Below are 12,199 nucleotides of genomic sequence, written 5' to 3' on the forward strand. Positions count from 1 at the left end.
GGACGGAGTCATTTGATGGCTACCCTTACATCATCGCGCACAGTTCAAATCGGCAATCACACAATCGAATTCGGGCCACGCGGAATGCGGCGAAATCCGGAAGGCATTGAATCGAGCCCGTACGAGCGGTTCACTCTGACGCCCGTCACACCGTTCATCGGTGCCGAGATCAGCGATATCGACTTACGTGATCCGTCGCAGGATCAGATCGAGGATCTACGTCGGGCCCTACTCGAATGGAAGGTGGTCTTCTTCCGCGACCAGCCGATTTCGAGTCTGAATCATCGTGACTTCGCCGCCCATTGGGGCGAACTCGAGATTCATCCACTTCTCCCGCAGGGAGAGGTCCCGGCCGTCGTCAGATTCGAACGCGGAGAGGACAGTCCAGGCACCGAGAACATCTGGCACGTCGACGTCACCTGGACCAAGACACCGCCGCTCGGTTCGGTCCTTCGGGCGATCGACGTGCCGCCGGCCGGTGGTGACACGTTGTGGGCAGATATGGGAAATGCTTTCGACTGCCTCCCGGACGAGATCAAGGACTTGATCGACGGCAAGGAAGCCATCCACGATTTCGTGCCGTCCTTCGGACGCGGCATGAGCCCGGAGAAGTTGGAGCAGATGAAGGAACAGTACCCACCGGTTCTGCATCCGATGGTCCGTAAGCATCCGGAAACCGGGCGTAAGACGCTGTTCGTCAACAGCCTCTTCACCACCCACATTCCGGACATGGATCCTGCCGAAGGCAACGATCTGCTCAACCTGTTGTTCGCGCAGGTCAAGGTCCCGGACTTCCAGTGCCGTTTCAAGTGGGCGCCGAATTCCATTGCATTCTGGGACAACCGGGCAACACAGCACTATGCGGCGAGCGACTACTTCCCTCATCGCCGCGTGATGGAACGGGTGGCAATCCTCGGAGACGTGCCCTTCTGATCTACGTCTGCGGAATGCGGATGATGCACCGAAAGCCGACGTGGCAGGTCGAGGACTCTTCGGACTCGCCCTGCCGCGCGGCAGGGCGGTACCGCAAGCAGTAGTTCGGCGCACACAGATGTGAGCCACCCTTGATCACCCGTCGTGCGTAGGGTTCGCCAGCCAAGACCTCGGTGGCGAACTCCGCGCGGGGATTGCGCGGAATGCAGCACGAAGAGGCAGGCGCGACATTCTTCGAACCGTGGGCGTGGTCGGACGTGTAATGATCCGCCGTCCATTCCCACACGTTCCCGGCCATGTCGAGCAGCCCGTAGCCGTTGGGCCGGAACTTTCCGACCGGCGCGGTGCGCTCGTACCCGTCCTCGAGCAGGTTCTCCCAGGGGAACTGGCCCTGCCAGACATTGCCACCGGGCCGCCCTCCCGGTGAGTCGTGATCGCCCCACACGTAGGCCTGGCGATCGAGTCCGCCGCGGGCGGCAAACTCCCACTCGGCCTCCGTCGGGAGATCCTTGCCTGCCCACGCGGCATAGGCCTGCGCGTCGAAGTACGACACGTGAGTGACGGGGTGCCGTTCACGTCCCCCGATATTGCTGTCGGCGCCCTCGGGATGGCGCCAGTCGGCGCCGGGAGTGAACGACCACCACTGGGTGTAGTCGTCGAGTGGAACCGGGCCGGGTGGTGAATTGAAGACCAACGATCCCGGAACGAGGAGGGCTGGATCGGCGTCAGGATAGTCGGCGGGATCCGGGGCGATTTCCGCAGTGGTGACGTGGCCGGTTGCCTTCACGAAGCGTCGGAACTCGGCGACGGTCACCGCCGTCGTGTCCATCCAGAATCCGTCGACTGTGACCTGGTGAACTGGGCGTTCTTCGGGATAGAAGTCTTCGGAGCCCATCCAGTACGTTCCACCCGGGATCAACGACATGTTCTTCGGGGGAGTAGTCGTGGAGTGAGGCATCGTCATGAATTCAAGAATGGCACGTTGGTCGCGCCGGTGTGGGGAGAGTCCCACCTGGTGCCCTCGGCAGGATTCGAACCTGCGACCCTTCCTTTAGGAGAGGAATGCTCTATCCCCTGAGCTACGAGGGCGGGGAGCATACCGACAAGCACTGAAAACCCTGTGCTGCGGGGGTTTTCGCTTCCCGATACTGCCGTTGCATCTGCTCGACCTGTCGGCACGAAGCCCCAGACGTCACAGCTGCGCTAGTCAGTGTAGCGGCCCACCGACGCGGTGGCGAAGTCGACGGTGTTATCGCGTGCAAGGTGCCGGCCGAACCGATCGCACTGATCGCAATGGTGGTCACCGCCGAGCAGGCGCGGCATGGTGCGGGAATGACCCGCAGAATCCGCTTCAACGCCTTTGCCATGAACTGCGTCGCCCACCAATCGCCAGGTCTGTGGCGCCACCCCGAGGACCAGTCGTCCAGGTACACGGATCTGAGGTACTGGACGGAATTGGCGAAACTCCTCGAGCGTGGACGATTCGACGGACTCTTCCTGGCAGATGTCCTGGGAACCTACGACGTCTATGGCGGGAACCACGACGCAGCGTTGCGGCAGGGCGCGCAGGTACCGGTCTCGGACCCACTGCTACTGGCGTCGGCAATGGCTGCCGTGACCGAGCACTTGGGCTTCGGGATCACCGCTGGTACAGCGTTCGAGCATCCGTACCCGTTCGCTCGGCGTTTGAGCACCCTCGATCACCTGACGAACGGGCGAATCGGGTGGAACGTGGTCACCGGATACCTCCCGTCGGCCGCACGGAACATGGGCGAGGACGACCAACTCCAGCACGACGATCGCTACGACCACGCGGACGAGTACCTCGAGGTTCTCTACAAGTTGTGGGAAACGTCGTGGGAAGACGATGCGGTGGTGCGGGACAGAAGCACCGGGGTCTACACGGACCCTTCCAAGGTTCATCCGATCGAGCACGAAGGCAAGCATTTCACGGTTCCGGGCATCCACATCTCCGAACCTTCTCCGCAGCGGACGCCGGTCATCTTCCAGGCCGGCGCGTCGCCTCGCGGGGTTCGCTTCGCCGCCGAGAATGCCGAAGCGATTTTTGTCGGTGCGCCGACCAAGGCGATTCTCAAAGACACCGTTGCCCGAATCCGAAACGAGCTGACCAAGGTGGGCCGCGATCCGTACTCGGCCCGCATCTACACACTGTTGACGATCGTCACCGACCGAACCCCCGAGTTGGCCCAGGCGAAGCTCGAGGACTACCGCAGTTACGCGAGTAGTGAAGGTGCACTCGTTTTCACCTCGGGGTGGATGGGGATCGACCTGTCCGGATACCGAGCCGACGAGCCGATCGGAAACGTCGAAAGCAATGCCATTCAATCCGCGGTCGCATCGTTTCGTCAGGCCGACGAGAAGGGCCGTGAATGGACGGTGGGGGACATCGCGGAGTGGGCGGGTATCGGCGGGCTGGGACCGATCGTCGTCGGTTCCGGTGCGGAGGTCGCGGACGAGTTGCAGGAGTGGGTGTCCGAGACCGACGTCGACGGTTTCAATCTCGCGTACGCGGTGACTCCTGGAACCTTCGAAGACATTGTGGAGCATGTGATTCCGGAGCTGACCAAACGAGGTGCCTACCAGAGCGACTACGACGAGGGAACGCTGCGTAACAAGCTGTTCGGGCGAGGGGACAGGCTGCCGCTCGAACACCGAGGCCGGAGCTTCGACCGGATCCCCACTGCCGGCTGAGCGGGGACTTCAGGACCAGCCGGACCCGGGTACGTGGACCGAGGTGGTGAGGTCGATCGCCTCGATGTCCGAAGACCTCAATTCATCACCGCACACACTGCACCCGAGCCTTGCTTCGAATCGCTTACCGCAAGCTTTGTGATGGAGAACGATGTCCGGGCCGTCCGCGGATCTGAACCAACGTTGACCCCAGGAGATCATGCACATCACGACAGGGAAGTAGGCCGTCCCCTTGGCAGTGAGTCGATACTCCGACCACTGGGGACGATCCGGAAGCGGTCGCGTTTCCATCACACCGATCTCGGTGAGGTGCTTCAAACGATCCGCGACTATCGCCGGTGGCGCACCGGTGATCTCGGCGAACTCTCCGTACCGGCGCGCGCCTCGGAATGCCGCACCGATGATCGCCGCTGACCAGCGGTTGCCGACGAGTTCCATCGTGTGAGCCAGAATTTCCGGTCGGCGTTCGGACTTGGTGGAGCGTCGCCGCGATGTTGCTTCGGGGACACTGCGTGAGAAGTCGCCACTCGGTCCCATTTCGGAGTCCAGAGACCGCACGTCCACGTCCTCGCCGCACTCCTTGCAACGCAGGATCGGGGTGAAGTCGTTTCCGCATGTGCTGTGCCGAAGTGGTGGTAGCGGCGCGGTTTCATTGGGCGCCCACTGCTTCTCCCACGACCACATGGTGATGAGGACGGGCCAGATCGACTGCCCTTTGCGAGTGACCGAGTACTCGTGCCGTGGAGGGTTCTGCTGATACTCACGACGCTCGAGCATTCCGCCTGCCGTCAGGATCGCCAACCGTGCTGACAACACGGAGTTGGAGATTCCCCCCAGTGCCAGCCAGTCGTTGTAGCGCCGCGACCCCAACAGGGCGAACCGCAGAATCCAGAGGTTCCACTCGTCCCCCAACAGCCCGAGCGTGACGGCCAGTGCGTTGGGTCCGCCTGCGGGCAACTCGGTGACGCCCGCCGACGCGGTGGGTGTCGAAGAGTCGGTTGCATTCACTCGTACCACCCCGAAATCATAGGCCGTGAACCCAGCCGCACCGCGAGAGCGTACCGAGTGGTCTGCAGAAAGAGTCGGGAATCACTCGGTACGGGCAATGAGTAATGCTTCCTGAGTGATCTGGCAGATCTGGAGTCCGGATCGATCGAAGACAGCGGCATTCACGACCGCTCTGCCGGCATGAGCTGTGGGGGTCGAATGCTCGAAGAGCAGCCACTCGTCCGCTCGCACGGGGCGCTGAAACCACATCGTGTGATCGAGGGACACTCCCGTCCAATCCGTGTCGAGCGAGTGCTCCTGCCCGATGTCGTATCCATGCGGAGTCAAAGCGGTGGCCATCAGCATCAAATCACTGGCATAAGCAAGAGCAGCGACGTGAATCAGTGGATCTTCGCTCAGTCGCTGCGCCGAACGCATCCAGATGTTGCGCGGAGGCGCCGCCGAATGTGTCGTGGGGGACTGCGAATCGAGTGGGGACACACGAATCTCGATGGCGGAGAACTCCTCCCACACTTCTCCCAACCCGCCGTCCGCCTCGGCCAACTCTTGCAAGGTCACGCACTCTTCGGGTGGGAGTGCTGCGGGGACGGCTCGACTGTGAGTGATGCCCTCGTCGATCGAGGAGGCCGAGACCGTCGAACGGCAGACCAGTCGTCCGCCCTGGTGGACGTCGACGCCTCTGGTGGACAAGCGCTTTCCGTCGCGAAGACGATCCACCGAGAACTCGGTCGCGCACTTCGTCGATCCGGGGCGCAGGAAGTGCGTATGGACGGAACTGATCGCTTTGCCGTCGGTGACCGTGTGTCCGGCCGCGAGAATCGACTGCGCGACCAGTTGGCCGCCGAACAACTGAGGAAGCCGAACACCGTCGTTCAACCCTTGCCACCGGTCCGGGCCGGTCGATTCCAGGCCGAAGACGTCGGCGAGGCCACTCGTGGGGGCGCTCACGACGCGTGGTTTCGTGCCGGACGGGGTGGACGAGGGAAGAAGCCACTGGTCCGGGCGACGTAGTCGTCGTAGGCCTGGCCTTTGCTCTTGCGCATGCCTCGTTCGAGCAAGGCCTTACCGCTGTAGCTCACCAGTAGTTTGATCATGACGATCGGCGAGACGATCGTGATCAGCGCCAATTGATCACCAAGCGCGAGGATGAACAGTCCGACCCAGACACATGCGTCACCGAAGTAGTTGGGATGCCGGGTCCAGGCCCAGAGTCCACGATCCATCACCATTCCCGAATTGGTCGGATCTGCCTTGAAGCGGGAAAGTTGTTAGTCGCCAACCGATTCGAAGACGAAGCCGACGGTCCAGACAGCGATGCCGATCGCGCCGAGGACTCCGAGGGCGCGAAACTCGTACATCGCGAACTGGACGGGCAGCGACACCACGAGAATGAGAACGCCTTGGAGTCCGTAGATCTTCCGAATCAAGAACGGAACCAACGGTCCCTGTTGATGTTTGAGCAGGGCAGTGTAGCGCTTGTCCTGCCCGTGCCCGCGGTTTCGGAAGCCGATGTACAACCCCAGTCGCATCCCCCACACCACGGTCAGCGCAAGGACAACGAGGCGACGCAGATCGTTTCCTTCCGATCCGATGGACGTCAGGTACGAGACGACGGCGACGAGGGCGAAGCCTGGCCCCCAACAGATATCGATGATCGAGTGATTGTTCATTCGGATGGCGACGGCCATCACTGCGGCGATGAAGAGGAGTACGGCGAGTGCACTCACTCCGAAGTTCAGCGCTAGATCGCCCAGTGGGATGCCGGTCATGCGTGCGCCTTCCGATTGTGGTGGTCGAGCAGTTCGGAAGCGAAGTCCGCGAAGGCTTCCTGTGCGCTCGAATAGGTGTGAGGTGTGCCGAGTCGACTGGCTACGAGCAGTGAATCGAGCGCCGTGGCATCGAGTTCGGTGGTGGTAGGCAAAAATTCGGTCGAGCCCTCGACGGCGTCGGCCGAACGCACGCCGTTGCCTGCCGTGACTATCACCTGACCGTTGGTGGTGGACTCGGGATCGACAAGGGCGGTGACTACCGGTGCGACCAAGTCGGCTCCCATGATGTCGATGAATTCGGGGTTCATTCCGGATTCGGTCATCTGCGTAGTGGCATAGGGAAGAAGGACATTGGTGAAGACGTTGCGGTTCGCACCTTCTGCCGCTGCGGTGCGGCCCAGGGCGATCACGGCTCCCTTGCTTGCGGCGTAAGCAGATACGGTGGGCTCACCGTGCAGTCCTGCGGTGGAGGCAATCATCACGATGCGTCCGAACCCGGCTTCGCGCATCACGCGGGAGGCTTCGGCTGCAACCAGTGCGGTACCGACGACGTTTGTCGTGATGACCGTACTGAGGTTCTCGGCAGTGGTGCGGTGGAGCATCTGCGGACCGCTGACCGCGGCGCTGGTGATGCAGAAATCGAGTCGTCCGAACCGAGTGAGAGCGTCGTCCACCAACTTTCGACCGACGTCGGGGTCGGTGACGTCGTCGTGGTTGGCGACGGCCTGTCCACCGGCTTCGAGGATTTCGTCGACAACCTGATCTGCGGGGCCTCGGCCGCTCGCATCGAGTGTGCGATTTCGATTGTTGACGATAACCGTGACGCCTCGGCTTGCCAGATGAAGCGCGACGGCACGGCCGAGGCCCTTGCCACCTCCGGTGACGACGGCAACGCGACCGGAGAGTGCACCGGCGGTCATGAGGCGATCCGTTCGACGAGCACGGCAACTCCGACGCCTGCAGCGCCACTGACCGCGGCCACGCCGTATCGCCCGTCGCTTCGGACAAGTTCGTCGACGCACGCGCCCACGAGAATTGCTCCGGTAGCGCCGAATGCATGGCCCATCGCCATCGTTCCGCCGTTGGGGTTCATCCGGTCCGGCCCGGCGTCGAGGTCGCGACGGAATCGCAGGCAGAGCGCGGAGAAGGCTTCCGCGAACTCGAACACGTCGATGTCCTGCGGACGCAGTCCGGCTCGCGCGATGACGGCCTCCACGGCGCTCTGACCTGCCGTGAGCATGAGAACCGGATTCACCGATGTCGACGCGGACCCGATGATCCGTGCGCGAGGTGTCAAACCGGCTCGGGCAGCGGCTTTCTCGGACCCGAGGAGTAGGAGTGCCGCTCCGTCGGCCATGGCGGGAGAGGATCCGACGGTGTGCAGGTGTTCGATCTTTCCGACCTCTGGGTAGGCGGCGAGCGCGAGAGCGTCCTGACCTCCGGCGCCGAGTCCTTCGAATGCGGCCGGAAGTGCGGCGAGTCCCTCTGCGGTCGTGTCTGCCCTGACCAGTTCGTCGTGCGCGATTCCCGCCTCACCGTTTCTTCCGGGAACAGGTACAACCGATCGCTCGAACGCCCCGTTGCGCCACGCTTCGGCAGCCTTGTGCTGGGTTTCGACGCCGTAGGCATCCAACTTGTCGCGGGAGTATCCCTCGATCGTGGCATTCAAGTCGGCGGCAACACCCATATGGATGGAGCCGATCTGCGCGATAGTCGCCGGGTCGGTCCACAGCGGTCCGCGATCACTGAACATCGGGGTGCGGGAGACGCTTTCGACACCGCCTGCCACGACGAGGGAAACGTCGTCACCTCGGATACGGGCTGCGCTCTGGCCGACTGCGTCGACACCGGATGCGCAGAATCGGTTGATAGTCGCGCCGGGAACGGAGTCGCCCCAACCTGCCAGCAGTGCGGCAGTTCTCGCGATGTTCGCGCCCTGCTCGTCCACCTGCGATGCGCAACCGAGAACTACGTCGTCGATCTGTTCTGTGGCGAGGTTTGTTCGACCCTGCAGAGCCTTGGCCAGGTGGACCACAAGATCCACGGGGCTGTGTTCGTGGAGGGCGCCTCGCGCCGATGCTCGACCGCGCGGCGTGCGCACGTAGTCGAGGACAAAAGCATCAGTCATTTTCAACCCTTCAATTAGTAGAGTTACTCTGCTAGTTGTAGTACGGTTGCGATGAAATTACAACCGCCGATACACGGGTATCTCGGTGACGTCACCGAGGCCGGATCGGCAAGGGGAGAGGTCATGACTGTTTCGAACATTTGGATTCTCGGCGGGTACCAATCCGACTTCGCACGAAACTTCACCCGTGAAGAACTCGATTTCGCGAACCTTGCCGAAGAGGTGGTGAACCACACGCTGGCCGCGGCGAAGGTTCCTGCCACCGACATCGAGGTGATTCACGTCGGTAATGCCTTCGGCCAGTTGTTTGCCGGCCAAGGTCAGCTGGGTGCGATGCCCGCCACCGTCCATCCGGATCTCTGGGGTGTGCCCTCGTCCAGACACGAGGCGGCATGCGCATCGGGCAGTATCGCGGTACTCGCCGCGATGGCAGACCTGCGTGCCGGGAATTACGACGCCGCTCTGGTGATGGGTATCGAACTGGAGAAGACAGTTCCAGGTGACGACGCAGCGGGTCATCTTGGTGCCGCAGCCTGGGTCGGACATGAAGGTCGGGAAGCAAAATTCATGTGGCCGTACATGTTCGATCGTGTGTCGAAGGAGTACGGGCGCCGTTACGGGATCGACGAATCTCACCTGCGCGCGATCTCGCAGATCAATTTCGCGAACGCGAAGAACAACCCCAACGCACAGACACGCGGTTGGTCGGTGCCCGATCTGCTCGGAAATGCGGGTGGTGACGACACCACCAATCCTGTTGTGGAAGGTGGTGTTCGACGATTCGATTGCAGTCAGGTGACCGACGGTGGTGCAGGGGTGGTGCTGGTGACGGACAAGTACCTTCGTGAGCACCCTGGTGCCGCGGCGACCCCTCTGGCTCAGATCGCGGGCTGGGGCCACCGCACCGTCGGTTTGGGCCTCGAACAGAAACTGGCGCGTGACGCGGAGAATCCCTACGTGATGCCACACGTTCGGGATGCGGTGATGGACGCCTTCTCTCGGGCCGGAGTCGATCTGACCGGGATAGACGGGATCGAAACACATGATTGTTTCACCGCGAGTGAGTATCTCGCGATCGACCACATCGGTCTGACGGCGCCTGGTGAGTCCTGGAAAGCCATCGAGAGTGGAGACATCGCCATGGGCGGCAAGCTGCCGATCAACCCGAGCGGTGGTCTGATCGGCGGCGGTCATCCGGTGGGTGCCAGCGGTGTCCGCATGCTTCTCGATGCGGCCCATCAGGTGACGGGAACGGCCGGCGGCTTCCAAGTCGAGGGCGCACACCGGTTTGCGACGCTCAACTTCGGCGGAAGTACGGCCACCACCGTCAGTTTTGTCGTCGACGCCGTTTCCTGAATTGCAGCCCAGTCTTTCCCCATCAGTTGAAAAGAGAAATCCATGGACGTCGAAATCGTAGGCAAGTTGTTGTCCACCCTTCCCGCCGATGACGATCACCCGTATCGCACCGGTCCGTGGCAACCGCAGACCACCGAGTTCAAAGCGGACAACCTCGAAGTTGTGTTCGGAGAGGTTCCGAAAGACCTCGACGGTGTCTACCTGCGAAATACCGAGAATCCGCTTCATCCCTCGATGAAGGCATATCACCCCTTCGACGGCGACGGCATGATTCACATCGTGGGCTTCCGCGACGGAGAGTCGTTCTACCGCAACCGATTCGTGCGTACGGACGGCTTGGCGGCCGAGCAGGATGCCGGCGCTGCGTTGTGGGCAGGGCTCGCCGAGTCTCCCAAACTCAGTCGCCCCGAGGGAGGCAAAGGTGCACGCACCCGGATGAAGGACGCGTCCAGCACCGACGTCGTGGTTCACCGGGGAACCGCTCTCACCAGCTTCTACCAGTGTGGGGATCTGTATCGCCTCGATCCGATGTCGGCGGAGACACTCGGAAAGGAAAGCTGGAACGGCAAGTTCCCCTTCGAATGGGGTGTGTCCGCGCACCCGAAGGTGGACGACAAAACCGGAGAAATGCTGTTCTTCAACTACAGCAAGGAAGCGCCGTACATGCATTACGGCGTCGTGGACTCGGCCAACGAGTTGGTCCACTACGTCGATGTCCCACTTCCCGGTCCGCGCTTGCCGCACGACATGGCCTTCACGGAGAACTACGCGATCCTCAACGATTGCCCCCTGTTCTGGGATCCGGTTCTGCTCGAGAAGGGCGCGCACGTCGCGAATTTCCATCCCGAAATCCCGCTGCGTCTCGGAGTCATCCCACGCCGCGGAAACACCGCTGACATCAAGTGGTTCGAGGCCGATCCGACCTACGTCCTGCACTTCGTGAACGCCTACGAAGAGGGTGACGAAATAGTTCTCGACGGTTTCTACCAAGGTGATCCGGAGCCGTCGGACAACGGCATGGGCAATCAATGGGAACGCGCCTTCCGCTTCCTCGCTCTCGATCGCATGCAGACCCGGCTGCACCGCTGGCGATTGAATCTGGTCACCGGAGCTACGCGTGAAGAGCAGCTCAGTGACTCGATCACCGAATTCGGCATGATGAACGGGAATTTCGCGGGCGAGAAATACCGATACGCATACGCAGCTTCGGGTAAGCCGTCGTGGTTCCTTTTCGACGGATTGGTCAAACACGACCTGCTGACGGGCAACGAGGAACGATTCTCCTTCGGTGACGGTGTGTACGGCAGCGAGACTTCGATGGCGCCGCGCGTGGGTGGTACCGCTGAAGACGACGGCTATCTCATCACGTTGACCACTGACATGAACGAGGACGCGTCCTTCTGCCTGATCTTCGACGCCGCCCGCGTCGGAGACGGTCCTCTGTGCAAACTTCGCCTTCCCGAAAGGATTTCGAGTGGTACGCACTCGACGTGGGCTCCGGGGGCCGAGCTCCGACGCTGGCAGAGTGCCGACACCGCAGCCGAAGCGGTCGGATTGTGACGGCCACGCCCGACTCAGGCTCCTGGGAGATCTTGCGGCAGGTGGTGATCGGCGCACGAGACCTGGAGAAGACCGGTCGGCAACTACGTGAAGCGCTGAATCTCGCTGCCGGATTCGCGGATCCGCTGCTCGAAGACATCGGTTTGGCCGACGAGACCCTGACCGTCGGGCCGCAAGCCTTTCTGGAGATCGTCGCACCGCTCGACGAGACTGTCTCGCTGGCGAGATGGATCCGAAAGGGCGGAGGGGAGGGCGGTTATGCACTCTCGATCCAGGTATCGAACATCGAGCCCTATCTGGAACGTGCAACTGCGGCCGATGTTCGGACAGTGGCCGATCTCGAGGCCTACGGTCACCGGATCGTCCAGCTCCATCCCGGTGATCTCGGACTGCTCGTAGAACTCGACGAGATTCCCGACGCCGACGAGTGGTTCTGGGATGAGACGGAGAAGGAGGTTTCGGTCGATCCATGGGTCGACGACATCCTCGGCGTCGACGTGTCCTCTCCCGATCCGGCCAAGACGGCGGCACTGTGGGGCGAGGTGTTCGGAAAGAAACCGGTTTCGACGCAAACACTCTCGATCACGCTGGGATCGCGCGTCGTGTCGTTCGTTCCGGGGGAGCGGTCGATGCTCAGTGCAATCGATCTGGCGGCGTCGAGCGGCGCGTCTGCCGTCGAGCCCGGTCTGAGTCTCGGCGGCGTCGAGTTCCGGATTCACCCACGCTGAGCTTG

At 62.1% G+C, this 12,199-nt stretch carries 10 protein-coding genes, 1 tRNA gene and 1 pseudogene; 5 read left to right on the top strand and 7 right to left on the bottom strand.

The genetic code is table 11. The annotated features are described in order from the left end of the window. Positions 1-15 precede the first annotated feature (15 nt). Complete coding sequence (locus ACFWEM_RS07610) at positions 16-933, top strand: TauD/TfdA dioxygenase family protein (RefSeq protein WP_378532463.1); 918 nt, start codon at positions 16-18, stop codon at positions 931-933. 1 nt (position 934) lies between these two features. Here the strand turns inward: ACFWEM_RS07610 and ACFWEM_RS07615 are convergent, their stop codons facing one another. Both ACFWEM_RS07615 and ACFWEM_RS07620 read right to left on the bottom strand, forming a co-directional pair. Further along, a complete protein-coding gene (locus tag ACFWEM_RS07615; protein ID WP_378532465.1) occupies positions 935-1,897 on the bottom strand; it encodes a formylglycine-generating enzyme family protein in 963 nt (320 codons plus the stop codon). 49 nt (positions 1,898-1,946) lie between these two features. Beyond that, positions 1,947-2,022 (bottom strand) — tRNA-Arg (locus ACFWEM_RS07620). A gap of 243 nt (positions 2,023-2,265) precedes the next feature. On the opposite strand from ACFWEM_RS07620, the gene ACFWEM_RS07625 reads away from it, so the two are divergent. Beyond that, positions 2,266-3,645 carry an LLM class flavin-dependent oxidoreductase gene (locus ACFWEM_RS07625; protein ID WP_378532778.1) on the top strand — a complete coding sequence of 460 codons (1,380 nt, stop codon included), beginning with the start codon at positions 2,266-2,268 and terminating at the stop codon, positions 3,643-3,645. Between the two features lie 9 nt (positions 3,646-3,654). On the opposite strand, the gene ACFWEM_RS07630 is transcribed toward ACFWEM_RS07625, so the two are convergent. From ACFWEM_RS07630 to ACFWEM_RS07650, 5 genes and pseudogenes are all read right to left on the bottom strand, one after another. Further along, positions 3,655-4,653, bottom strand: coding sequence for a winged helix-turn-helix transcriptional regulator (locus tag ACFWEM_RS07630; protein WP_378532467.1), 999 nt, complete (start codon positions 4,651-4,653; stop codon positions 3,655-3,657). A gap of 81 nt (positions 4,654-4,734) precedes the next feature. Further along, positions 4,735-5,601, bottom strand: a complete 867-nt coding sequence (locus ACFWEM_RS07635; RefSeq protein WP_378532469.1) for an acyl-CoA thioesterase — start codon at positions 5,599-5,601, stop codon at positions 4,735-4,737. Continuing rightward, positions 5,598-6,422 (bottom strand): annotated as a pseudogene (locus tag ACFWEM_RS07640) (DUF1295 domain-containing protein). The gene ACFWEM_RS07635 and the pseudogene ACFWEM_RS07640 overlap by 4 nt, the downstream one beginning before the upstream one ends. Next, a complete protein-coding gene (locus ACFWEM_RS07645; RefSeq protein ID WP_378532471.1) occupies positions 6,419-7,342 on the bottom strand; it encodes an SDR family NAD(P)-dependent oxidoreductase in 924 nt (307 codons plus the stop codon). Before ACFWEM_RS07645 ends, ACFWEM_RS07640 begins: the two are co-directional and overlap by 4 nt. Continuing rightward, on the bottom strand, positions 7,339-8,550 hold the full coding sequence (locus ACFWEM_RS07650) for an acetyl-CoA C-acyltransferase (protein WP_378532473.1): 1,212 nt from the start codon (positions 8,548-8,550) through the stop codon (positions 7,339-7,341). The genes ACFWEM_RS07645 and ACFWEM_RS07650 overlap by 4 nt, the downstream gene beginning before the upstream one ends. A gap of 123 nt (positions 8,551-8,673) precedes the next feature. On the opposite strand from ACFWEM_RS07650, the gene ACFWEM_RS07655 reads away from it, so the two are divergent. Genes ACFWEM_RS07655 through ACFWEM_RS07665 form a run of 3 tightly spaced genes read left to right on the top strand, consistent with a single transcriptional unit; the run spans position 8,674 to position 12,194 of the window. Continuing rightward, entirely contained in the window at positions 8,674-9,906 is a 1,233-nt protein-coding gene (locus ACFWEM_RS07655) for an acetyl-CoA acetyltransferase (protein ID WP_378532779.1), read from the top strand. Positions 9,907-9,948: 42 nt separating this feature from the next. Then, positions 9,949-11,466 carry a carotenoid oxygenase family protein gene (locus ACFWEM_RS07660; RefSeq protein ID WP_378532475.1) on the top strand — a complete coding sequence of 506 codons (1,518 nt, stop codon included), beginning with the start codon at positions 9,949-9,951 and terminating at the stop codon, positions 11,464-11,466. Continuing rightward, on the top strand, positions 11,463-12,194 hold the full coding sequence (locus ACFWEM_RS07665; RefSeq protein ID WP_378532477.1) for a hypothetical protein: 732 nt from the start codon (positions 11,463-11,465) through the stop codon (positions 12,192-12,194). The genes ACFWEM_RS07660 and ACFWEM_RS07665 overlap by 4 nt, the downstream gene beginning before the upstream one ends. Positions 12,195-12,199 lie beyond the last annotated feature (5 nt).

Source organism: Rhodococcus sp. NPDC060176 (genome assembly GCF_042728675.1).
GTDB lineage: Bacteria > Actinomycetota > Actinomycetes > Mycobacteriales > Mycobacteriaceae > Rhodococcus_F.

Excerpts from the sequence above, each read along its gene's own strand:
- ACFWEM_RS07625 (WP_378532778.1), top strand. The coding sequence starts at position 2,266 with ATGACCCGCAGAATCCGCTTCAACGCCTTTGCCATGAACTGCGTCGCC.
- ACFWEM_RS07645 (WP_378532471.1), bottom strand. The coding sequence starts at position 7,342 with ATGACCGCCGGTGCACTCTCCGGTCGCGTTGCCGTCGTCACCGGAGGT.
- ACFWEM_RS07650 (WP_378532473.1), bottom strand. The coding sequence starts at position 8,550 with ATGACTGATGCTTTTGTCCTCGACTACGTGCGCACGCCGCGCGGTCGA.
- ACFWEM_RS07660 (WP_378532475.1), top strand. The coding sequence starts at position 9,949 with ATGGACGTCGAAATCGTAGGCAAGTTGTTGTCCACCCTTCCCGCCGAT.
- ACFWEM_RS07655 (WP_378532779.1), top strand. The coding sequence starts at position 8,674 with ATGACTGTTTCGAACATTTGGATTCTCGGCGGGTACCAATCCGACTTC.
- ACFWEM_RS07615 (WP_378532465.1), bottom strand. The coding sequence starts at position 1,897 with ATGACGATGCCTCACTCCACGACTACTCCCCCGAAGAACATGTCGTTG.
- ACFWEM_RS07610 (WP_378532463.1), top strand. The coding sequence starts at position 16 with ATGGCTACCCTTACATCATCGCGCACAGTTCAAATCGGCAATCACACA.